Consider the following 20,666-nt stretch of genomic DNA (forward strand, 5'->3'; position numbering starts at 1 on the left):
AGGCCGCCATGTCCGAACCCTGTTTCGATGTCGCGCATCTGGGCCATGTCGAGGTCTATACCGACCGTTTCGACGAAAGCCTCGATTTCTTCACCCGCGTTTTCGGTCTGAAACTTTCGGGCCGCGACGGCGACAGCGCCTATCTGCGGGCCTGGGATGATTACGAGTACCACTCGCTGAAACTCACCGCGCACCACACGACGGGCGTCGGCCATATCGGCTATCGCGTGTCCAGTCCCGAGGCGCTGGAGCGCCGGGTCGCGGCCATCACCGCATCGGGCTACAAGGTGCATGGCTGGGTCGATGGCGATCCGGGGCATGGCCGCGCCTTTCGCTTCGAGGACCCGTTCGGGCATGTGTTCGAACTCTACTGGGACACTGTGCGGTATCAGCCCGACGAGGCGGACCGTCCGGCGCTCAAGAACATGTCGTCGAAATTCCACGCGCAGGGCGCCTGTCCGCGTCGGCTCGACCACCTGAACCTGCTCAGCGAGGATGTGACGCAATTCCGCGATTTCATGATGACCTGCCTGGGCAGCCGGGTTACCGAGCAGATCAGACTCGACAACGGGCGTTTGGGCGGCTGCTGGTTCACCGTGAACAACAAGACCTACGATCTCGCCTGCACCGAAGAGCACGGGCGCGGCAACGGTCGCCTGCACCACGTCACCTATGCCACTGACCAGCGCGAGGATATCCTGCGCGCCGCGGATGTCTTCCTGGAAAACGGCGTTCATATCGAGACCGGCCCGCACAAGCACGCGATCCAGGGAACCTTTTTCCTCTATGTCTGGGAACCGGCCGGCAACCGGGTGGAACTGGCCAATGCCGGTGCTAGGCTGATCCTCGATCCCGATTGGCAGACGGTCACGTGGACCGAGGCGGAACGCAAGAAGGGGCAGGCCTGGGGCCTGAAGACGATCGAGACCTTCCATACCCACGGCACTCCGCCGGCCAAGGGGTGACGGCCGGTACGATCAGCCCCGCACGGGGGCCGGAAACACCCGTCCGTCAATGATCTTGCGCGCGGTACGGGTCAGGCTGGCCCCGGTCACACGTCCGGTGTCGTCCGTCTCCAGCCGAATCTCGGCCGCTCCGGTCGGGTGTTCGATGCTGTAATTCCCGTCGTCCGGCCGATCGGCAAGGTCATAGGCGACCGAGCCGGGCAGGGCGCAGGCGGTCCCCACACTGACCGCGCCAAACACCCCGATACCAGCATGGCAGCGATGCGGAATGAAGCTGCGGGTGTGGATCGCACCTCCGCTGACCGGGGGCGAGACCAGCACCATCTTCGGCACTGATTTCCCGGCGACATCGCCCAGGTTCATCCGGGGACCGGCGGCGAGCCTGACTGCCTCGATCCGCTGTTTCAGGGACGCGTTTTCATCCAGTTCCGCCCGGCTCTCCTTGCCGGTGACACCCAGGTCGGCGGCACGCAGGATGACGCAGGGCATGCCATTGTCGATCAGGGTGCAGTCGACGCCGCCGATCCTGTCCAGCACCTGACCGCTCGGCAGCAGCGCCCCGCAAATGGATCCGGCCAGATCACGGAACGTCAGCGAAACTGCGGCGTGCCGGCCTGGCACGCCATCCAGCGATGCCGTTCCCGCATAGGTCACCTTGCCACCGGGCGTGGAAACGCGCGCTTCGGCAACCTCGCCGGTGTTGACCATGTGGATACGCAGATGGGTTTCGCCGTCCTCTGCCCGGACAAGCCCCCGCTCGATGGCCGCCGGCCCGACCGCCGCCAGGATATTCCCACATCCCTGCGCGTCGCTGACCGTGGCCTGTTCCACATAGACCTGAAGGAACAGGTAATCGACATCCGCATCCGTGCGTCCGGATGGGGACAGTATCGCTGCCTTTGACGTCAACGGATCGGCTCCGCCTGCGCCGTCGATCTGGCGCGGGTCGGGGCTGCCCATGATCCTCAGCAGCAAAGGGTCCAGATCGGTCCGATCCCCCGGCAGGTCCGAGGCCAGGAAAACCAGACCCTTGGAGGTGCCGCCGCGCATCCAGAGGCAGGGGATACCGTCTTCCCAGGGCTCAGACATATTTCAGACCCTTGTCGGCCAACCGCCCGCGCATGTCATACATGTCCAGACCCAACTCGCCACCGGCCAGCCTGCGCCTTTTTTCCTCTTCCGCCGCCATCCGCTTGCGCGCCGCCTCCAGTACGATTTCCGCTTGCGCGCGCCTGACCACACAGACGCCATCGTCATCGGCGACGATCACGTCGCCGGGCTCGATGTCTTGCCCGCCGCAAACCACCGGCACATTGACCGACCCCAGCGTTTCCTTCACCGTCCCCTGCGCCGAGATCGCCCTGGACCAGACCGGGAATCCCATCTCTTCCAACGCCCGCACATCGCGTACGCCCGCGTCGATCACCAGCCCCCGGCATCCCCGCGCCATGGCCGAGGTCGCCAGCAGGTCGCCGAAATAGCCATCGGTGCAGGGGCTCGTCGGGGCCAGTACAAGAATATCGCCCGCCCGCAGTTGTTCGATCGCCACATGCAGCATCCAGTTGTCGCCGGGCGGTGCGCTGATGGTGACCGCCGATCCGGCCACCTGCGCCCCGCGCCAGATGGGGCGCAGGCAGGGCGCAAGGCATCCGATACGACCTGCCGCCTCGTGCACGGCCGCCACGCCTGCCGCCGCCAGACCGTCGATCACGTCTTGTGTTGCGCGCGCGATGTTCTGCACCACGACCCCCATCACAATTCATCCACGGTGCGGGGAAAGATCGACTGGAACCCTTCGGCATATTTGCAGTCGCGCCCGCCGGACTGGCCGCCCGAGTTGCGCTTGAAGTGATTGGCGCGCTGTTCGGCCACACGGGTGTAATAGGCCCAGAGATGTTCCTGGCCCTCCATGCTTTCGATGGCGGCGCGCTTCCTGTCCCAGACCGGCGTGATGTCGAGAAACGTGTCCGGCTTCCACCCCATCTGCTCGGTCTGGTGCGGTTCGAACAGGTACAATTGCGGCGCGCCCAGCACCTTTTCGCCCGGCTTGTGCCCCCAGGCCTGCGCGATCATCCGGCATTCGAGCGCCACCTGCGTGGCGTACATGTGATCGGTGTTATAGGGGTCGTATTGTGAATGGCTGAGCATGAAGGCAGGCTGGACCTGCCGGATCACGTCGACCACGCGGTCCTTGTCGGCCCGCGAAAGCTCCAGCGGATAGTCGCCCAGATCAAGGCAGACCAGATCGTGCACGCCCAGTGCGGCGGCGGCGCGCTCTGCCTCTTTCCGGCGGGCGTCCTTCACGCGCTCCAGCGTCATACCCGGCTGCTTCCACAACTTCGCGCTTTCGCCCCGTTCACCGAAGGACAGGCACAAGACGGTGACCGCATACCCCTTTTCGGCATGAAGCGCGATAGCGCCGCCGCACCGCCAGACAAAGTCGGCCGCGTGGGCGCTGATGACCAGGGCTGTCTTGCCGTCAGGCATCATTTTCCCTCCGTTTGGAACCGATGTCAGGGTCGCATCATGTCTGTGGCGGTACAATTGAAAACCCCGTGCCACAGTATCAACACATGCTATAGCTGTTCTGTGGCAAGGGCGGCTCTGGCATCTTGAATCGCTTGGATATGATGATGAAGATCGAAATTCGACATAAGGTGCGACGATAGACAGGCCTTGAATGAAACGGTCAGCCCATGGATCTGGTACGATATGATCACCTCCAACCTGCGCCACCTGCGGCTGTTTCTTGCGGTTGTCGACCTGCGGACCCTGACTGCGGCCGCGGATGCCTGCGGGGTTACACAACCGGCCGCGACACACGCCCTGCACAGGCTTGAGACCCTGTCGGGAGGCGCCCTGATCAGCCGTACCGTCAATGGCGTGTTTCTCACCGACCGGGGGCAGGTTCTGGCCGGCCGGATCCGGCGTGCGTTTGATCTTCTCGATCCGGCCTTGTCCGATATTGCGCCGCAATTGCCGCGTCGGGTGACCTTGCCCCAGCTCCAGGCGATTATCGCGACCGCCGAAGCCGAGAACTTCACCCTTGCCGCCCGCCAGATGCAGTTGTCGCAACCCACGGTGCACCGCGCCGTTGCAACGCTCGAGCGCGAGATCGGCCGCCCCCTTTTCGACCGCACCGGCTTTGGCCTCGTTCCCACCCGAGCCTGTCGTTCGCTTGTCCGGGCCGCTCGGCTCATGGTGGCCGAGTTGCTGCAGGCTGCCACGGATCTGGCAGAGCTGGACGGGGACGAGGGCGGGCTGATCGTGATCGGAGCGCTACCGCTGTCCCGGACTGCCCTTTTGCCCGGGGCCCTGGCCCGTTTCCGAAAGGTACGGCGAAATACGCGGGTCGCGATTTATGACGGTCTTTACGATGAACTCCTGTCGAGCCTGCGTAGCGGGCGCATAGACATGCTGCTGGGCGCATTGCGCGATCCACCGCCGATCGATGATATCGAACAGGAATTCCTGTTCGAGGACCGTTTGGCGATCGTGTCGCGGCCCGGCCACCCCCTGGCGCATCGCCGAAGTCTTTCGGCGTCTGAATTGGTCAGGTTCGGTTGGGTGGTTCCAAGGGCCGGAACCCCGGTGCACAAACAGTTCAGCTCCATGTTCATCGAGGCGGGCCTGCCACAGCCGCAAAGCCTGATCGAAAGCGGATCGGTTTTGATGATGCGTGAACTGCTGGGCCAGAGCGAGCTCTTGGGATGCATTCCGGCGGCCCAGGCGCATGCCGAATTGCAGCGAGGGTTGCTCAAGCGTCTCGACGTCGCCTTTCACCCGCCGGGACGCCAGATCGGAATCACGCTGCGCAGTGGCTGGAAACCCACGGTCGGACAGCGCCTGATGCTGGATGCCATCCGTCAAACAGCGGAGGAAAGGCGTTCGATGGAGGCCGGGGATGGTGGGTGATGAGAGACTCGAACTCCCGACATCTTCGGTGTAAACGAAGCGCTCTACCAACTGAGCTAATCACCCCTGCCGGCCGGATGTAGCCAAGCCCGGCGACCGGCGCAAGAGGGTTGCGGCAAAAACATTCATCCGCGGAGCGGGTTCAGCGCCCGATGTCTTCCGGGGCAATGGCGACCGATTTGATGACCGCGTGGCAGTCCACGCCTTCGGAGAGTGCCAGCGCGGCGGCAGAACGGCGGGTGATGCGCGCAAGCACGGTCCCCGCCTTCGTACGGATCGACACAAGCGCACCTGGACCGTCGCCCGACCGGATCTGTTCGACCGTTCCCGGCAGGATGTTGAGGGCCGACAATCCTTCGGGCCGGGCACGCGAGACGATGACTTCCTGCGCCGCGATGCGCAGCCGGAGAGGCGTACCGATCGGATGCAGGGTGCGCGGCAGCAGCAGGCGTGCGCCGCCGGCGTCCAGTTCGGTCAGACCGTCATGGTGATGTGCAATCACGCGCGCCGACAGGATCGCACCGGCTGCACGGGCGCCCAGCGGTGTGACCGAGGGGTCGCTCAGCACATCTTCGGTCGTGCCTTGCCGGATCACCCGGCCATCCTGCAGGACGACGACCGTCGTGGCCAGGCGGGCCACCTCGGCCGCGGAATGGCTGACATAGAGGATCGGGATCGCGACCTCGTCGCGCAGTCTCTCGAAATAGGGCAGGATCTCGGCCTTGCGCGCCTCGTCCAGCGCCGCCAGCGGCTCGTCCGCCAGAATGGCGCGCGGCGCCGACAGCAGCGCCCGCCCCAGCGCTACCCGCTGCCGTTCACCCCCCGAAAGTGCGCCGGGGCGTCTGTCCAGCAGCGGGCCTATGCCCAGCATCTCGATGACCCGCGCCTCGGGTTCGGGCTGTGCGCCACGCGGCGCAAAGCGGCGGCCGTAGAGGAGGTTCTGGTGCACGCTCAGATGCGGAAACAGGCGGGCGTCCTGGAATACGTAACCCAGCCGCCGGCGATGCGCCGGCAACCAGATGCCCCGATCGCTGTCCTGCAAGACATGCTCACCCAGCGCAATCCGTCCTCTGGCAGGTTTCAGAAGGCCCGCCACCGCGTTCACGACCGTTGTCTTGCCGCTGCCTGATCGGCCAAACAGTACGGTAACACCCGGCGGCGCGGTAAAGGCCACGTCCAGTGCCAGCGCCCCCAGCGGCTGGTGCAACGCGACGGCCAGCTTCATTGCCCGCCCACCCGACGTGCTGCCCTGCGCGCCACGGTTTCCGACAACAGCAGTGCCCCAAGGGCCAGTGCAATGGAAAGAGCAACCAGCCGCGCGGCTGCGGTTTCGCCGCCCGGAACCTGCAGAAATGCATATATGGCCGAGGGAATGGTCTGTGTCTGGCCCGGGATGTTCGAAACAAAGGTGATTGTTGCGCCGAACTCTCCCATGGCCTTGGCAAAGCCCAGGATTGCGCCGGCGACCAGGCCGGGCAGGATCAGCGGCAGGGTGACGGTGAGGAACACCCACATGCGCGACGCACCCAGAGTCGCTGCCGCCTGTTCAAGTCTAGGGTCTACAGCCTCGATCGACAGGCGGATGGCGCGCACCATCAGGGGAAAGCCCATCACCGCTGCCGCCAGCGCCGCTCCGGTCCAGTTGAAGGCCAGGACCACGCCAATGGATTGCAGCGCCCGGCCAAGCGGGCCCGCCGGGCCAAAAACGATGAGCAGCACATAGCCGGTCACCACCGGGGGCATGATCAGCGGCAGATGCACGAGCCCGTTCAGCAGCGCACGCCCCGGAAACCGCCAGCGTGCCAGCGCATGTGCGGCCAGCACCGCCAGAGGCAGGGACAGCACCGTCGCCCAGGTCGAAACCTTGAGCGACAAGGCCACGGCCTGCCATTCCTCGGGGCCCAGCACCGCCACCCGTCTAATCCCCGACGGGCAGGAACCCGTGCCGGGCGAAAACCCCCTGCGCCTCGGTGTCCGAAAGATAGTTCAGCAGGTCGCGTGCGGCCTCGGTATCGCGACCGCTGATCAAGGCGGCCGGATAACGGATCGGCGGGTGACTGTCATCGGGAAAGATTGCAATCACGCTCACCTGCGGTTCGGCGAGGGCGTCCGTGGCATAGACGATGCCGAGCGGTGCCGTGCCCGTGGCAACCAGCGCCAGGGCGGCCCGCACATTGTCGGTTTGCGCGACGCGGGGCGCAACCAGGTTCCACAGCCCCAGTTCGGTCAGGGCGGCCTTGCCGTAAATGCCCGCAGGCACGGCATCGACCAAGGCCATCGCAACCCGTCCGGTATTGCCGGCGAGCGCGCGCGCCATATCGCCGGGTTTCTGACCTGAAGGCCCGACCAGCACCAGACGGTTCGATAGCAAGTCGCGACGCGAGGTTTCAACGATATGTCCCCCGTCGGCGAGGCTGTCCATCCAGTCCTCATTGGCGGAGACAAAAAGGTCCGCAGGCGCACCGAGACCGATCTGCCGCGCCAGGACCGAGGACCCGGCAAAAGACAGCACGACCTCGTGGCCTGTTTCCGCCTCGAACCCGGCGGCCGCCTCGTCCAGCGCGGTTTTCAGGCTTGCAGCGGCAAACACGGTCACCCGGTCGGCCATGGCGGGGCCCGCCAGCAGCAGGACAAAAAGCACAAGGCGGGCAAGAGGGGCAAGGGCGGGCAAGAAGGATCTCCGGCGGGCGATATGTTCGAGGGGAAATATCGCGTCGCGCCACGCCGGGCGCAAGAGCTAAACGCTCTCGTTCCTTGACCGCAGCAGGGCGGTCAGCCGGTCGACATGGGGTTGTCCGGCGGCGCGGGCCGCGGTCTCGTAATCACGATAGGCGGCCAGAACCGCAGCTCCGGTCTCGGTCAGGCTTGCGCCACCGCCTTGCGCCCCGCCACGGGCCCGAACCACCAGTGGAGTGCGGAACATGGCGTTCATCGTCTCCACCAGTTGCCAGGCCCGCTTGTAGCTCATTCCCATGGCCCTGCCGGCTGCCGCAATCGAACCGGATTCCCGGATACGTTCCAGCAATTCGGCCTTGCCGGGGCCAACCATCTCGCCTTCGTCGAAAACGATACGGAATTTCTGCACTGGCGCGGGGCGGCTGTCGGACATGCGGCCGACTCTGCCGTCCTTTCGCGCCCGCGACAAGAGCGTCGGCAGATTACCCGGCGAGCCGGCAGGGAACTGCGATCAGGGCGCCCATGCGGCGGCTGGTATCCAGCATCCGGTTGGAGAAACCCCATTCGTTGTCATACCAGCTGACAACCCGCACCAGCCCGTCTGCGGTGACACTCGTCTGGGCCGAGGCAAAGCACGAGGAATGGCTGTCGTGATTGAAGTCGGCAGAAACCAGCGGATCGTCCTCATAGGCGAGAATCCCGGCCAGCGGGCCTTCGGCGGCGGCCTTGACCGCTGCATTTACCGCCTCGCGGGTGGCGGGGCGCTCGGGAACGAAACTGAGGTCCACAAGCGAGACATTCGGGGTCGGCACCCGGATTGCCGAACCTTCGAGCCGGCCCTTGAGGTGAGGAAGCACTTCGGAAATCGCGCGCGCCGCGCCCGTCGAGGTCGGGATCATCGAAACCGAAGCCGCCCGCGCCCGATAAAGGTCGCGATGAGCGGTGTCATGTGTTGGCTGGTCGCCGGTATAGGCGTGGATCGTGGTCATGTAGCCGGTTTTGATTCCGAATGCCTGGTCGAGCACCATTGCCAGCGGGGCCAGGCAATTGGTCGTGCAGGACGCGTTCGAGACGATCAGGTCGTCGGGTGTCAGCGCATGGTCATTGACCCCGAAGACAACGGTGCGGTCCGCCCCTTTGCCGGGAGCCGAGATCAAAACCCGGCCGGAGCCGTTCCTGAGATGCAGTGCGGCCTTGTCGCGGTCGGTGAACAGCCCGGTGCATTCATAGGCGACATCCACGTCGCCCCAGGGCAGGTCTTCGGGGTTGCGGATCGCGGTAAGACGAATGGTGTTGCGGCCAACGATCATGCGGTCGCCTTCGATCAGCACCCGGGTACGCAGGCGTCCATGAACACTGTCGTATTTCAGCAGATGCGCCAGGGTTTCCGGGCTTGCCAGATCGTTGATCGCCACAACCTCGATGTCGTCGGCGTCACTTTCCACCAGCGCCCGCAGTACACCGCGACCGATACGGCCAAACCCATTGATTGCAACTTTCAGCGTCATCATTTTCTCCATCGACATGAACACCAGCACGTTCGCATGGATCTGTTAGCGCTAACATGAAGGGATTGCAAATGAAATCTGACTGGAATGCGGCAAGGAATGGCTGATCTCGCGACCGGAGTCCTGCGAGGTTGGGAAAAACTGGATGCTAGCGGGCGGATATGACTCAACTGGTCATACTAGACACCTGCTGTTTGATCACAGGTCAGGAGAGGGAATCGTCGAATGGGTTTCGGACATGCCGAACCGTCCGTCGGGCGTCTTCGGAGCGCGCGCGGTACGGGCAGAGCCGAAACGTCTGGCTGAATGTTAATCCCAAACAAAAAAGGCCCCGCGTGAAAGCGGGGCCCTTGTTGGGTCGGGCGGTTCAGCCGATGGCGACCGCTTTGACGTCCTCGTCGATATACGGGACGTATTGCTCGAAATTGTCGGCAAACATCTGCACCAGTTTGGTTGCCTGTCTGTCGAAAGCAGCCTGGTCGTCCCAGGTGCGGCGCGGGTCCAGCAGGACCTCGGGCACACCGGGGACGGAAACCGGCACGTCAAAGCCGAAATTGGCGTCCTTGCGGAACTCGGCATTGTTGAGTGAGCCGTTGAGAGCCGCGGTGAGCAGGGCGCGGGTGGCCTTGATCGGCATCCGGCTGCCCACGCCATAGGCACCGCCGGTCCAGCCGGTGTTGACCAGCCAGCAGGTTGCGCCGTGGCGGGCGATCTTGTCGCGCAGCAGGTTGCCATAGACCTCGGGGCGGCGCGGCATGAACGGTGCGCCGAAACAGGTCGAGAAGGTCGGCTGCGGTTCGGTGACGCCGCGCTCGGTCCCCGCCACCTTCGAGGTGAAGCCAGACAGGAAGTGGTACATCGCCTGTGCCGGGGTCAGCCGTGCGATCGGCGGCAGCACGCCAAAGGCATCGCAGGTCAGCATGATGATGTTCTTGGGGTGACCGCCCAGTGCCGTCGTTGACGCGTTCGAGATATACTCCAGCGGGTAGGCGCAGCGCATGTTGGCGGTCAGGCTGTCATCGTCGAAATCCAGTTCCTTGGTCTCGGGATCGAACACCATGTTCTCGATCACGGTGGCGAATTTCGAGGTGGTCGCGTAGATCTCGGGCTCTGCCTCGGCGTTGAGGTTGATGGTCTTGGCATAGCAGCCGCCTTCGAAGTTGAAGGTGCCGCGATCCGACCAGCCATGTTCGTCATCACCGATCAGCACGCGCGCGGGATCGGCCGACAATGTGGTCTTGCCGGTGCCGCTGAGACCAAAGAACACCGCGGTGTCGACCGGATTGCCGACCGCGTGGTTGGCCGAGCAATGCATCGGCATCACGCCCTTTTCCGGCAGCATATAGTTCAGCAGGGTGAACACCGATTTCTTGTTTTCACCTGCGTATTCGGTACCGCCGATCAGGATCAGTTTCGCATCGAAGTTCAGCGCGATAACCGTCTCGCTGCGGCACCCGTGCTTGGCCGGATCGGCCTTGAAGCTCGGACAGTTGATCACGGTGAAATCAGCCACGAACTCGTCAAGGTCCTCGCGCGACGGACGACGCAGCAGGTGACGAATGAACAGGTTGTGCCATGCCAGTTCGGTGATCATGCGGACATTGATCGCATAGGCTGGGTCGGCGCCGCCGACGAGATCCTGCACGAAGTAATCCTTGCCTTTCATGTGCGCCAGCATATCGGCATGAAGCGCATCGAAGCCCTCTGCACTCATCGCCGCGTTGTTTTCCCACCAGATCTTGTCGGCCACGCTGTCGGTCTTGACCACGTGCTTGTCCTTGGGCGAGCGGCCGGTGAACTTGCCGGTCGTGACCAGGAACGCGCCGCCATTGCCAAGCGTGCCTTCGCCCCGCTTCAGCGCGGCTTCGATCAGTGCCGGTTCCATGAAGTTGTAATAGACATTGCCCAGTCCCTCGATGCCCTGATCTTCGAGGCGGAATTGAGGGTTAACCCGTCCAGATGTCATGCGTCATTCTCCGTGTGTCGGCGGCTTGGCCGTTGCGGCGCCATCGCGCCCTTGGGGCTTTGAGCCGGCACAAGGACCGGCGTGAGGGCCTCTTAACATGACGCTTCGGGCCATGAACAGGACGCTTTGGCGCAGTTAGCGCAACCAAGATGCAGTTTAGCGCAACCATGAAATTTCTGCGGATATCAATCGCATGAATTCAGATCGGGTTAGGATTTTTTTGTCTCAATCATCACTGGGAAGCCGGCGAGTCGCAGTTTCGGATTGATTCGCAACTCCAAAAGAGCGATGAATGGGACAAAAATAAGACAGTGACGAGCAGTATAGGGGCACTCACGATGTCAAAGATTGCTTTGGTTGATGACGATAGAAACATTCTAACGTCCGTTTCGATGACCCTCGAGGCCGAGGGCTTCGAAGTCGAGACATATAACGATGGTCAGGCCGCCCTCGACGCGTTTAACAAGAAACTGCCGGACATGGCCGTGCTGGATATCAAGATGCCGCGGATGGACGGAATGGACCTGTTGCAGCGGTTGCGGCAGAAGACCCAGATGCCGGTGATCTTCCTGACCTCTAAAGACGATGAAATCGACGAGGTGCTTGGCCTTCGCATGGGGGCCGACGATTATGTCAAGAAACCCTTCTCTCAGCGGCTGTTGGTCGAACGGATCCGTGCCCTTCTGCGGCGCCAGGAAGCTGTTGCCGGCGACGTGACCGGAACCACCCCCGAAACCAAGGTGATGGAGCGCGGTCATTTGCGCATGGATCCCCTGCGCCATTCGGTAAGCTGGAAGGGGCAGGACGTATCGCTGACCGTGACCGAATTCCTGCTGCTGCAGGCACTGGCACAACGCCCTGGTTTCGTGAAGAGCCGCGACCAGTTGATGGACGTGGCCTACGACGATCAGGTCTATGTCGACGACAGGACCATCGACAGCCATATCAAGCGCCTTCGCAAGAAGATGCGCTCCGCGGACCCGGATTTTGCCGCGATTGAGACGTTGTACGGGATCGGCTACAGATACAACGAAGAATAATCGCCCTGTTCGGGTGGCACGGGGGGGAACACGTGCGCGACACCGGCACCTCAGATGTTGATCGCAGCGGAGATGTTGTGCTGGGCGACGACTGGGTCGCCCCGAACAGCACTGTCTCCAAGGAATTGCGGGTCATGCGCGCGCGCCGAAGCGTTTTTTCGCTGCGCAGTTCGCCGCTGACCCGCAAGATCATCACCTTCAACCTGATTGCGCTGATCATTCTGGTTGCGGGTATTCTCTATCTCAACGATGCCCGCGACGGATTGGTTGTTCAGCGTGCCAGCGCCATGATCGGCGAAACGCAATTGATCGCCGATGTGTTCGAGGCGCAGATCGCAGACACGGCGCCGGTCAATCTGGCCACGGGCGACGGGGTCGATGTGGCCGCCACCCTTGACGGTCTGACCCTGCGGCGCGGTGCCGAAGTTTTCGTCTTTGATTCAGCACAGAACCTCGTGGCACAAACCAAAGGTGCCGAAACATACTATCAGAACGAGGCGCTGAGTGGGGATGATGTCGGGGCAACGATCATTACCGATGCGCTCAGCGCACTGTGGTCAGCCGTTTCATCCGTCTTTTCCGCCAATGTTCAGGACACCGCGCCGACCCTCGAACAGCAGGTCTCCCACCTGGTGCCCGGTGCCTTGCAGGGGGAAAACCGCCTTGAAACCGTGCTGAATACGGCCGGAGGCACGGTGATCGCGGCCGCGGCCCCGATCCTTCAGGGGGGCCGCCCGATCGGGGCAGTTGCGATGGCCAGCCCGGCCGGTGAAATCGATGCCTTGGCGCGGCGTGACCGGGAACGTGTATTGCAGATGTTCGTTGTTGCGTTGCTGGTTTCGGTCGGCCTCAGCCTTGTGCTGGCCTCGACAATCGCCAACCCGCTGGCCGATCTTGCCGAGGCCGCGGAACTGGGACGCGACCGCAACTCTCGGCAGATGAACCCGGGCCGCATCCGGATTCCCGACCTGTCAGCTCGCCCGGACGAAATCGGCCGCCTCAGCCGCGCCTTGCGCGGCATGGTCTCGGCCCTCTACAACAGGATCGACGGCAATGAACAGTTCGCGGCCGATGTTGCGCATGAGATCAAGAACCCGCTCGCCAGCCTGCAATCCGCCGTCGGAACCCTGCGCATGGTCAAGCGCGAGGATCAGCGCGACAAGCTTCTGTCGGTGATCGAACATGACGTGCGCCGGCTTGACCGGCTGGTGAGCGACATCTCGAACGCCTCCCGACTGGATGCCGAACTGGTCAAGGAAGAAGAGAAATCCTTCAACCTGATCGCGATGCTCGACAATCTCAATCAGTACCTGGGCGAGGATGCGCAGTCCAAGGGTATCGACTACATCACCGACATGCCGCCCGACCCGATCATGATCCAGGGTCTCGAGGCGCGACTGGCACAGGTCTTTGTCAACCTGATCACCAACGCCATCTCGTTTTGCGAAGATGGTGACGCCATTCGCGTCTGGGCGCGGCGGCGCGCCAACCGTGTCCTCGTGGTGGTCGAGGATACTGGCCCCGGTATTCCCGACGAGGCACTGTCAAAGATCTTCAAACGCTTCTATTCCCAGCGCCCCGAAGAGCATTTCGGAAACAACTCGGGTCTTGGCCTGGCGATTTCCAAGCAGATCGTCGAGGCGCATGGTGGCGTTATCTGGGCCGAAAACATCCGCCCCACCGAGGCAGACGTTACCTCCGATCCGCTGGGCGCGCGTTTCGTCGTGGGTCTGCCGGTCTGATCAATGGCATCGCCGACCCTGGCAAACTGCAATACGGGCGAAGAAGCCAATGTGCACGCTTCCTGCGTTGCCCTTGACGGGCGGGCGTTGTTGATCGTGGGGGCATCGGGCAGCGGCAAGTCCGCCCTGGCGCTGGATCTCATGGCGCTGGGAGCAGGGCTTGTGTCCGATGACAGGGTCGTGTTGCGGCGCTCTGACACTTCGGTCATGGCCGAGGCCGCGCCGGCGATACGGGGCCTGGTAGAGGCGCGGGGAATCGGCCTTCTGCGGGCCGTTGACCATGGACCGGCGCCGGTGGCCTGGGTCCTCGATCTTGACCAGGTGGAGTCTCGGCGACTGCCGCCATTTCGGGAAATATGCCTGTTGGGACATTCCGTTCCCTTGCTTTTCCGCCCGAACATACCCCATTTAGCGGCATCTCTCGCGCAACTCCTGAAAACGGGGCGCTTCTCCCCTGATGGACCTGGTCAATGACACAGACATCGCACATCGTTTTGGTGACCGGTCCCTCGGGGGCTGGGCGATCCACCGCGATCCATGTGCTCGAGGATCTGGGGTTCGAGGCCATCGATAACCTGCCGATGGGCCTGCTGATGCGGCTTCTGGACGGGCCGGCTCTGAACCGCCCGCTGGCGTTGGGAATCGACGTGCGAAACCGCGATTTCTCCACCGACGGGTTTCTCGACCTGCTCAAGCGGTTGGGCGCGGTCGACGGTCTGAACGTGACGACGCTCTATCTCGATTGCAGCGCCGAAGTTCTGCTGCGCCGTTTTTCGGAAACCAGGCGCCGTCACCCGATGGCGCCGGGCTCCAGCCCCGAGGCGGGCGTCGCGCGGGAGCTGGAGCTTCTGCAACCCATTCGCGGCGTGGCCGACACGCTGATCGACACGTCACGGATGAATGTCCACCAGCTGCGCGCCGAGGTCGAGCGCTGGTTCGCCCCCGCCGAGGGCCGGCAATTGGCCGTCTCGGTCGAGAGTTTCTCTTACAAGCGCGGTTTGCCGCGCAGCCTGGACATGGTGTTCGACTGCCGTTTCCTGGCCAATCCGCACTGGGAACCGGCACTTCGGGCCGCGGACGGGCGCGATCCGGAGGTCGCCGCATTCGTTGCGGCGGATCCGCAGTACGCCCCCTTCTTCGAGCGGGTCCGGGACATGCTGGTGTCGCTGCTGCCCGCCTTCCGTTCGGAGGGGAAGGCGCACCTCAACGTCGGTTTCGGCTGTACCGGCGGACAGCACCGCTCGGTCGCGCTGGCCGAAGCGGTCGCAAAGGCCCTTGCGGAGGCAGGCCAGCAAGTGTCAATTAGGCACCGCGAGATGGAACGCCGCAGAATGGATATGAGGCCGGATTGATCGGAATAGTGATCGTTGCGCATGGCGGGCTGGCCAAAGAGTACCTGGCTGCGATGCAGCATGTGGTCGGCCAGCAACCCGGTCTGGCGGCCATCACCATAGAGGCCGATCATGATCGCGAGGCCAAGCAGCAGGAAATCATCGCCGCGGCCGATGCCGTCGATACCGGTGATGGGGTGGTCGTGGTGACAGACCTGTTCGGCGGCTCGCCTTCGAATCTCAGCCTGCGCGCCTGCGCGCCAGCCAACCGGCGCATTCTTTATGGCGCCAACCTGCCGATGCTGATCAAGCTGGCCAAGAGCCGGCATTTGCCGGTTGGCGATGCGGTGCGCGCCGCAATGGAGGCCGGGCGCAAGTATATCAACACTCAAAATGTTTCCTTTGATTGACACTGGACGGATTTGCATGACGCGACGCAGTTTGAAAATAATCAACGAAAAGGGCCTGCACGCCCGTGCTTCGGCTAAACTGGTCGAGGTGGTCGAAGGGTTTGACGCAACCGCAGAGGTGTCGCGTGAGGGGCTTTCGGCCTCGGGTGACAGCATCATGGGCCTTTTGATGTTGGCAGCATCGCGCGGAACCACTATTGACGTCGAGACGAACGGGCCCGATGCAGACGCCCTGGCCGATGCGCTGGAGGCTTTGGTCAATGACAAGTTCGGCGAAGGCTACTGACCCAATCCGCGCAAGCGGGGTGAAGAACGGAAAGACACGCATTGGCGGAAACCGCGCATAACGACAAGTCGACCGCAGTGGTGGACCAACCCGCGCCGCAGGGCGAGATCTACGACCGCCGGACTCTGACCTACGCCAATTCCTTTGACGATCCCTGGACCGCTTTTGCGATCCGGGCCATTGAATGGTTCACCGGCAAGCTGACGATCCTGCGCATGGTCAGCCGGTTCGAAAAGCAGAATGAGAATTACCGCGGGCAGAAATTCTGGTCTGGGGCGCTCAAGACCATGGGTATCGACCTACTCACCCCCGCCGAGCAGATCGCCCGCATTCCCAAAGAGGGGCCGGTTGTGGTCGTGGCCAACCATCCGCATGGCATGGTTGACGGCATGATCCTCGCGGAACTCATCGGCCGCGTCCGGCAGGATTACCGCATTCTGACCCGTTCGGTCCTGACCGGGCTGGACGAGGCCGCCACCAGTTTCATGATCCCGGTGCCGTTCCCGCACGACCCCGAAGCGCAGCGCAAGATGGTCGAGATGCGCGCCAGGGCGATGGATCACCTCAAGGCCGGTGGTGTCGTTGCCCTCTTCCCCTCCGGCGTTGTGATGTCCTCGGACAGTTGGTGGGGCCCGCCCATCGAACGAGAATGGAACGTGTTCACCGCCCAGATGATCCGCCGGTCCGGCGCGCGCGTGGTGCCAATCTATTTCCCCGGCCGCAACTCCCGCGCCTACCAGATCGCCTGCCAGGTTTCGCCGATCCTGCGACAGGGGTTGCTGCTGCACGAGATCGTGCGTTCCTGCAAGAAGCCTCAGGCGCCGGTCATCGGCGAGCCGGTTTCCGACAGCGACATGGAACTTCTGGGCCGCGATCCGCGCGGTTTCATGGCCTGGCTGCGCCGGCACACGCTGTCGCTGGGCGGCCAGGACTGACCGCGCCCCTTCATCTTTTCGAAAATACTCCAGAGGAGCCGCCCGAACCGGGTAGCGGAGGCAGAGCCGCCGTTTCTCAGCGCGTCGGAACCGGCATCTCGCCGCGATAGTCGTAGAACCCGCGCTGCGTCTTGCGGCCCAGCCAGCCGGCCTCGACATATTTCGTCAGCAGCGGGCAGGGGCGGTACTTGGTGTCGGCCAGCCCGTCGTGCAGTACGTTCATGATCGCCAGGCAGGTGTCCAGGCCGATGAAATCGGCCAGTTCCAGCGGCCCCATAGGGTGATTGGCGCCCAGTTTCATCGACTGGTCGATGGACTGAACATTGCCCACCCCTTCATAGAGCGTATAAACCGCTTCGTTGATCATCGGCATCAGAATCCGATTCACGATGAACGCCGGGAAATCCTCGGCGCTCGCGGCTGTCTTGCCCAGCTTGTCGACTACGGCCTTGCACGAGCTGAATGTCTCCTCATCCGTGGCGATGCCCCGGATCAGTTCTACCAGCTGCATCACGGGTACCGGGTTCATGAAGTGGAACCCCATGAACCGCTCGGGCCGGTCGGTTCGGCTGGCCAGGCGGGTGATCGAGATCGACGAAGTGTTGGAGGTGAGGATCGTATGCGGCAAGAGATGCGGTTGCAGATCCTCGAAAATCGCCTGCTTGATGGTCTCGCGCTCGGTCGCGGCCTCGATCACAAGGTCGGTCTTGCCGATATCGGCCAGCGTCAGCGTGGTCGATATCCGCGCCAGTGCTGCTTCCATCTCGTCTTCGCCGATCTTGCCGCGGCCAGCCTGCCTTGCCATGTTGCCGCGCACTGTCGACAGCGCGTCGTCCAGCGCCTGCTGGCTGATATCGTTGAGCAGAACATCATAGCCCGCAAGGGCCATCACATGGGCAATGCCGTTGCCCATCTGCCCCGCACCGATCACCCCTATCTTTTGAATGTCCATCGCCGTCCTGCCCTTGCTAGCGTCGCTGCGACCTTAGTCGCAGGCCGGGGGCGGCGGCAAGAGGGGGCGACCCGATCAATTCGCTTCAAATCCGCGCATTAGGCGAATCGCAACTGTTGAGGCGCCAAGGTGGCTGTTGGGTGAAAATCAGTGGATTGGTGGGAACAATGAGTTACCAATTGCCGGGCGCGGGTGCGCCCGATGCCTTAACCTGTCACTACGGCGTATCGAAACTGCGGTTTCGCGGCCCGGGCCGCGACATCACCGCGCCATACCTTGCCTGTATCGGCGGCAGCGAAACCTTTGGCCGGTTTGTGGCCGCTCCCTATCCCGCGCTGCTCGAAACGCGGATGGGCGAGGCCTGCATCAACCTTGGCAGCGTCAACAGCGGACTGGATGCCTTGTTGCATGACCCGGAACTGTCGCGCATCGCCACCGGGGCCGATGCCTGCATCGTGCAGCTTCCCAGCGCGCACAACCTCTCGAACCGGCTCTATCGTGTGCACCCGCGCCGAAACGACCGGTTTCTGGAAGCGTCTCGCGCCCTCGCCGATCTCTATCAAGAGGTCGACTTTACCGACTTTCATTTCAACAAGCACATGTTGGGCCGGCTCTACTCGATCTCGCCGGACCGTTTCGCAAGCGTCCGGGCAGAGCTTCAGCAGGCCTGGTCAGCCCGGATGCGCCGCCTGATCGCCGCCTTCGGAGGGCGGGTCGTGCTGCTCTGGCTGCGCTACCTGCACATGCGGCCGGACGATCCAGCCGAGGCATTGGGGGCCGAGCCCCTGATGGTCACGCCCGAGATGGTCGCGGCGCTGGCACCGGACGCGCTGTGCACGGTCGAGATTCCGGTCCAGATGGCAGGCCAGTCTGACGAACTTGACGACATGATCTTCGGCATGCTTCAGGAACCCGCCGCGGAACACATGATTGGACCGGCCACGCATAGAATCATTGCAGACCGAGTGTTTCGAGCCTTGCAGGACCTCGACACATGAAAAGGCCCGCCTGATGGCGGGCCTGTTCGAGATTTTTCGTCGAAAAATCTTGGTCCCGGCCTTAGCCGAGCTTTTCGGTCAGTTCCGGCACCGCCTGGAACAGGTCGGCGACGAGGCCGAAGTCGGCGACCTGGAAGATCGGCGCCTCCTCGTCCTTGTTGATGGCGACGATGATCTTCGAATCCTTCATGCCGGCCAGGTGCTGGATCGCGCCCGAGATACCGACCGCGACGTACAGCTGCGGCGCCACGACCTTGCCGGTCTGGCCCACCTGCCAGTCGTTCGGGGCATAGCCCGAGTCGACTGCTGCACGCGAAGCGCCGACAGCAGCGCCCAGCTTGTCGGCCAGGCCTTCGATCAGCTTGAAGTCCGCTTCCGAACCCACGCCGCGGCCGCCCGAAACGACGATCCCGGCCGAGGTCAGCTCGGGGCGGTCGGAGGCCGCAACCTTGTCTTCGATCCACTCGCTCAGGCCCGGGTTGGCGCCAACCGAGATGGTCTCGACCGGGGCCGAACCGCCCTGACCGGCGGCGTCAAAGGTCGAGGTGCGGAAGGTGATCACCTTCTTGGCGTCTTTCGACTTGACGGTCTGCACCGCGTTGCCGGCATAGATCGGGCGTTCGAAGGTGGACCCGTCGACCACGCCCGACACGTCCGAGATCACCATCGCGTCGAGCAATGCCGCCACGCGCGGCATCACGTTCTTGGCGTCGGTGGTGGCGGGGGCGACGATGTGCTCGTAGCCGTCGGCGAGGCTTACGATCAGCGCGGCGGTGGCTTCGGCCAGGCGGTGGCCCAGCGAGGCATCCTCGGCGACCAGCACCTTGGAGACACCGTCGATCTTGGCGGCGGCTTCACCGGCGGCTGCGGCGGATGCGCCGGCGGCCAGAACGGTCACATCACCCAAGCCGCGTGCGGCGCTCACGGCCTTGGCGGTCGCATCGACCGACAATTCACCATTGGTGACTTCGGCAAGGAGAAGAACAGCCATTACACAGCCCCCGCTTCTTTCAGTTTCGCAACCAGCTCGTCGACCGAGCCAACGATGATGCCCGCCGCGCGTGCCGGCGGTTCAGCGGTCTTGACGATTTCCAGACGCGGGCTGACGTCGACGCCGTAGTCGGCGGCGGTCTTCTCATCCAGCGGCTTTTTCTTCGCCTTCATGATGTTCGGCAGCGATGCATAGCGCGGCTCGTTCAGGCGCAGGTCGACGGTGATGATGGCGGGCATCTTGACCTTGATGGTCTGCAGGCCGCCGTCCACCTCGCGGGTGACCAGCGCGTGATCGCCCTCGACGCTCAGTTCCGAGGCAAAGGTGCCCTGGCTCCAGCCCAGCAGCGCCGACAGCATCTGGCCGGTGGCGTTCATGTCGTTGTCGATTGCCTGCTTGCCGGCCAGCACGATGCCCGGCTGCTCTTCCTCGACGACCTTGGCGAGAATCTTGGCGACGGCCAGCGGTTCGATATCGGTATGCACGTCATCGGCAGCCACCACCAGGATGGCGCGGTCCGCGCCCATGGCCAGCGCGGTGCGCAGGGTTTCCTGCGCCTGCTTGACCCCGACCGAGACCACGACGATCTCGTCGGCCTTGCCGGCCTCCTTCAGGCGGATCGCCTCTTCGACGGCAATCTCGTCGAACGGGTTCATCGACATCTTCACATTGGCGAGATCGACACCCGATCCGTCCGCTTTCACGCGAACCTTCACGTTGTAGTCAATCACGCGCTTGACGGGTACAAGGACCTTCATCTTTGCGTTTTCTCCTTACAAAAACGGCAAGCCGCCATGCGACTCCCAATGCTCTCGCCGCGTTTGATAGCGGCTTGAAGCGCGCGGCAACAGGGCAAAATCGTCACGTCATGTGCTTGGGACGTCGCGTTTTGCCATTTCGCGGCGAAGATGCGCAACAAGAATTCGGGCCGTTGATGGCTGTGAGCGCTAG

General features: G+C 63.3%; 22 protein-coding genes and 1 tRNA gene. 10 read left to right on the forward strand and 13 right to left on the reverse strand.

Translation table 11 applies throughout. The features are described 5' to 3' along the window. The first annotated feature begins 8 nt into the window (after positions 1-8). Positions 9-965 (forward strand): VOC family protein, encoded by a 957-nt coding sequence (locus tag BLT75_RS19050; RefSeq protein WP_093035636.1) that lies wholly within the window; start codon positions 9-11, stop codon positions 963-965. Between the two features lie 12 nt (positions 966-977). Here the strand turns inward: BLT75_RS19050 and BLT75_RS19055 are convergent, their stop codons facing one another. From BLT75_RS19055 to BLT75_RS19065, 3 genes are read right to left on the reverse strand one after another with little or no spacing between them, the layout of a single operon-like run. After that, positions 978-2,054 carry a 4-oxalomesaconate tautomerase gene (locus tag BLT75_RS19055; RefSeq protein WP_093035639.1) on the reverse strand — a complete coding sequence of 359 codons (1,077 nt, stop codon included), beginning with the start codon at positions 2,052-2,054 and terminating at the stop codon, positions 978-980. Continuing rightward, a complete protein-coding gene (locus tag BLT75_RS19060) occupies positions 2,047-2,718 on the reverse strand; it encodes a 4-carboxy-4-hydroxy-2-oxoadipate aldolase/oxaloacetate decarboxylase (RefSeq protein ID WP_093035642.1) in 672 nt (223 codons plus the stop codon). The genes BLT75_RS19055 and BLT75_RS19060 overlap by 8 nt, the downstream gene beginning before the upstream one ends. After that, a complete protein-coding gene (locus BLT75_RS19065) occupies positions 2,718-3,452 on the reverse strand; it encodes a PIG-L deacetylase family protein (RefSeq protein WP_093035754.1) in 735 nt (244 codons plus the stop codon). Before BLT75_RS19065 ends, BLT75_RS19060 begins: the two co-directional genes overlap by 1 nt. A gap of 225 nt (positions 3,453-3,677) precedes the next feature. Here BLT75_RS19065 and BLT75_RS19070 point away from each other — a divergent pair, with 225 nt between their 5' ends. Beyond that, entirely contained in the window at positions 3,678-4,880 is a 1,203-nt protein-coding gene (locus BLT75_RS19070) for a LysR family transcriptional regulator (protein WP_093035757.1), read from the forward strand. Here BLT75_RS19070 and BLT75_RS19075 read toward each other — a convergent pair. The 7 genes from BLT75_RS19075 to BLT75_RS19105 form a co-directional block, all read right to left on the reverse strand. After that, positions 4,871-4,946 (reverse strand) — tRNA-Val (locus BLT75_RS19075). The two genes, BLT75_RS19070 and BLT75_RS19075, sit on opposite strands and share 10 nt — an antisense overlap. Positions 4,947-5,022: 76 nt before the next feature. Continuing rightward, a complete protein-coding gene (gene modC / locus BLT75_RS19080; RefSeq protein ID WP_093035645.1) occupies positions 5,023-6,105 on the reverse strand; it encodes a molybdenum ABC transporter ATP-binding protein in 1,083 nt (360 codons plus the stop codon). After that, the gene (modB, locus tag BLT75_RS19085) at positions 6,102-6,794 is read right to left on the reverse strand and encodes a molybdate ABC transporter permease subunit (protein ID WP_093035648.1); all 693 of its coding nucleotides are present in this window, start codon (positions 6,792-6,794) and stop codon (positions 6,102-6,104) included. The genes modC and modB overlap by 4 nt, the downstream gene beginning before the upstream one ends. 4 nt (positions 6,795-6,798) lie before the next feature. After that, entirely contained in the window at positions 6,799-7,488 is a 690-nt protein-coding gene (gene modA / locus BLT75_RS19090; RefSeq protein WP_093035760.1) for a molybdate ABC transporter substrate-binding protein, read from the reverse strand. Positions 7,489-7,617: 129 nt separating this feature from the next. Further along, the gene (locus tag BLT75_RS19095; protein ID WP_093035651.1) at positions 7,618-7,989 is read right to left on the reverse strand and encodes a winged helix-turn-helix domain-containing protein; all 372 of its coding nucleotides are present in this window, start codon (positions 7,987-7,989) and stop codon (positions 7,618-7,620) included. A 49-nt stretch (positions 7,990-8,038) separates the two neighbouring features. Then, entirely contained in the window at positions 8,039-9,064 is a 1,026-nt protein-coding gene (gap, locus tag BLT75_RS19100; RefSeq protein WP_093035763.1) for a type I glyceraldehyde-3-phosphate dehydrogenase, read from the reverse strand. 367 nt (positions 9,065-9,431) lie between these two features. Continuing rightward, on the reverse strand, positions 9,432-11,030 hold the full coding sequence (locus tag BLT75_RS19105) for a phosphoenolpyruvate carboxykinase (RefSeq protein WP_093035654.1): 1,599 nt from the start codon (positions 11,028-11,030) through the stop codon (positions 9,432-9,434). Between the two features lie 338 nt (positions 11,031-11,368). On the opposite strand from BLT75_RS19105, the gene BLT75_RS19110 reads away from it, so the two are divergent. The 7 genes from BLT75_RS19110 to BLT75_RS19140 are packed head-to-tail and all read left to right on the forward strand — an operon-like array spanning position 11,369 to position 16,774. Continuing rightward, positions 11,369-12,070, forward strand: coding sequence for a response regulator transcription factor (locus BLT75_RS19110; protein WP_093035657.1), 702 nt, complete (start codon positions 11,369-11,371; stop codon positions 12,068-12,070). Positions 12,071-12,102: 32 nt separating this feature from the next. After that, complete coding sequence (locus BLT75_RS19115; protein ID WP_093035660.1) at positions 12,103-13,812, forward strand: sensor histidine kinase; 1,710 nt, start codon at positions 12,103-12,105, stop codon at positions 13,810-13,812. A gap of 3 nt (positions 13,813-13,815) precedes the next feature. Then, on the forward strand, positions 13,816-14,286 hold the full coding sequence (locus BLT75_RS19120; protein WP_093035663.1) for an HPr kinase/phosphorylase: 471 nt from the start codon (positions 13,816-13,818) through the stop codon (positions 14,284-14,286). Next, entirely contained in the window at positions 14,283-15,164 is an 882-nt protein-coding gene (gene rapZ / locus BLT75_RS19125) for an RNase adapter RapZ (protein WP_093035666.1), read from the forward strand. Before BLT75_RS19120 ends, rapZ begins: the two co-directional genes overlap by 4 nt. Beyond that, positions 15,161-15,553, forward strand: coding sequence for a PTS sugar transporter subunit IIA (locus BLT75_RS19130; RefSeq protein ID WP_093035669.1), 393 nt, complete (start codon positions 15,161-15,163; stop codon positions 15,551-15,553). The genes rapZ and BLT75_RS19130 overlap by 4 nt, the downstream gene beginning before the upstream one ends. Positions 15,554-15,569: 16 nt before the next feature. Further along, positions 15,570-15,839 carry an HPr family phosphocarrier protein gene (locus BLT75_RS19135; protein WP_093035672.1) on the forward strand — a complete coding sequence of 90 codons (270 nt, stop codon included), beginning with the start codon at positions 15,570-15,572 and terminating at the stop codon, positions 15,837-15,839. Positions 15,840-15,880: 41 nt separating this feature from the next. Then, on the forward strand, positions 15,881-16,774 hold the full coding sequence (locus BLT75_RS19140) for a lysophospholipid acyltransferase family protein (RefSeq protein WP_093035675.1): 894 nt from the start codon (positions 15,881-15,883) through the stop codon (positions 16,772-16,774). Between the two features lie 76 nt (positions 16,775-16,850). Here the strand turns inward: BLT75_RS19140 and BLT75_RS19145 are convergent, their stop codons facing one another. Beyond that, positions 16,851-17,726 carry a 3-hydroxybutyryl-CoA dehydrogenase gene (locus BLT75_RS19145; protein ID WP_093035678.1) on the reverse strand — a complete coding sequence of 292 codons (876 nt, stop codon included), beginning with the start codon at positions 17,724-17,726 and terminating at the stop codon, positions 16,851-16,853. Positions 17,727-17,893: 167 nt separating this feature from the next. Between BLT75_RS19145 and BLT75_RS19150 the strand changes: the two genes are divergently transcribed. Next, positions 17,894-18,724 (forward strand): DUF6473 family protein, encoded by an 831-nt coding sequence (locus BLT75_RS19150; RefSeq protein WP_093035681.1) that lies wholly within the window; start codon positions 17,894-17,896, stop codon positions 18,722-18,724. A gap of 61 nt (positions 18,725-18,785) precedes the next feature. Here the strand turns inward: BLT75_RS19150 and BLT75_RS19155 are convergent, their stop codons facing one another. Both BLT75_RS19155 and BLT75_RS19160 read right to left on the reverse strand, forming a co-directional pair. Next, positions 18,786-19,715 (reverse strand): electron transfer flavoprotein subunit alpha/FixB family protein, encoded by a 930-nt coding sequence (locus BLT75_RS19155; RefSeq protein WP_093035684.1) that lies wholly within the window; start codon positions 19,713-19,715, stop codon positions 18,786-18,788. Further along, on the reverse strand, positions 19,715-20,473 hold the full coding sequence (locus BLT75_RS19160; RefSeq protein ID WP_093035687.1) for an electron transfer flavoprotein subunit beta/FixA family protein: 759 nt from the start codon (positions 20,471-20,473) through the stop codon (positions 19,715-19,717). The genes BLT75_RS19155 and BLT75_RS19160 overlap by 1 nt, the downstream gene beginning before the upstream one ends. Positions 20,474-20,666: the final 193 nt, after the last annotated feature.

This window comes from Ruegeria marina (genome assembly GCF_900101475.1).
Taxonomy (GTDB): domain Bacteria; phylum Pseudomonadota; class Alphaproteobacteria; order Rhodobacterales; family Rhodobacteraceae; genus Ruegeria_B; species Ruegeria_B marina.

What these genes read in the sequence shown, in the direction of transcription:
- BLT75_RS19055 (WP_093035639.1), bottom strand. Translation starts at nt 2,054, where the DNA reads ATGTCTGAGCCCTGGGAAGACGGTATCCCCTGCCTCTGGATGCGCGGC.
- modC (WP_093035645.1), bottom strand. Translation starts at nt 6,105, where the DNA reads ATGAAGCTGGCCGTCGCGTTGCACCAGCCGCTGGGGGCGCTGGCACTG.
- rapZ (WP_093035666.1), top strand. Translation starts at nt 14,283, where the DNA reads ATGACACAGACATCGCACATCGTTTTGGTGACCGGTCCCTCGGGGGCT.
- BLT75_RS19110 (WP_093035657.1), top strand. Translation starts at nt 11,369, where the DNA reads ATGTCAAAGATTGCTTTGGTTGATGACGATAGAAACATTCTAACGTCC.
- BLT75_RS19095 (WP_093035651.1), bottom strand. Translation starts at nt 7,989, where the DNA reads ATGTCCGACAGCCGCCCCGCGCCAGTGCAGAAATTCCGTATCGTTTTC.
- BLT75_RS19155 (WP_093035684.1), bottom strand. Translation starts at nt 19,715, where the DNA reads ATGGCTGTTCTTCTCCTTGCCGAAGTCACCAATGGTGAATTGTCGGTC.
- BLT75_RS19070 (WP_093035757.1), top strand. Translation starts at nt 3,678, where the DNA reads ATGATCACCTCCAACCTGCGCCACCTGCGGCTGTTTCTTGCGGTTGTC.
- BLT75_RS19105 (WP_093035654.1), bottom strand. Translation starts at nt 11,030, where the DNA reads ATGACATCTGGACGGGTTAACCCTCAATTCCGCCTCGAAGATCAGGGC.
- gap (WP_093035763.1), bottom strand. Translation starts at nt 9,064, where the DNA reads ATGACGCTGAAAGTTGCAATCAATGGGTTTGGCCGTATCGGTCGCGGT.
- BLT75_RS19150 (WP_093035681.1), top strand. Translation starts at nt 17,894, where the DNA reads ATGAGTTACCAATTGCCGGGCGCGGGTGCGCCCGATGCCTTAACCTGT.
- BLT75_RS19120 (WP_093035663.1), top strand. Translation starts at nt 13,816, where the DNA reads ATGGCATCGCCGACCCTGGCAAACTGCAATACGGGCGAAGAAGCCAAT.
- BLT75_RS19135 (WP_093035672.1), top strand. Translation starts at nt 15,570, where the DNA reads ATGACGCGACGCAGTTTGAAAATAATCAACGAAAAGGGCCTGCACGCC.
- BLT75_RS19065 (WP_093035754.1), bottom strand. Translation starts at nt 3,452, where the DNA reads ATGCCTGACGGCAAGACAGCCCTGGTCATCAGCGCCCACGCGGCCGAC.
- BLT75_RS19050 (WP_093035636.1), top strand. Translation starts at nt 9, where the DNA reads ATGTCCGAACCCTGTTTCGATGTCGCGCATCTGGGCCATGTCGAGGTC.
- BLT75_RS19160 (WP_093035687.1), bottom strand. Translation starts at nt 20,473, where the DNA reads ATGAAGGTCCTTGTACCCGTCAAGCGCGTGATTGACTACAACGTGAAG.
- BLT75_RS19060 (WP_093035642.1), bottom strand. Translation starts at nt 2,718, where the DNA reads ATGGGGGTCGTGGTGCAGAACATCGCGCGCGCAACACAAGACGTGATC.
- BLT75_RS19145 (WP_093035678.1), bottom strand. Translation starts at nt 17,726, where the DNA reads ATGGACATTCAAAAGATAGGGGTGATCGGTGCGGGGCAGATGGGCAAC.
- modA (WP_093035760.1), bottom strand. Translation starts at nt 7,488, where the DNA reads ATGGCCGACCGGGTGACCGTGTTTGCCGCTGCAAGCCTGAAAACCGCG.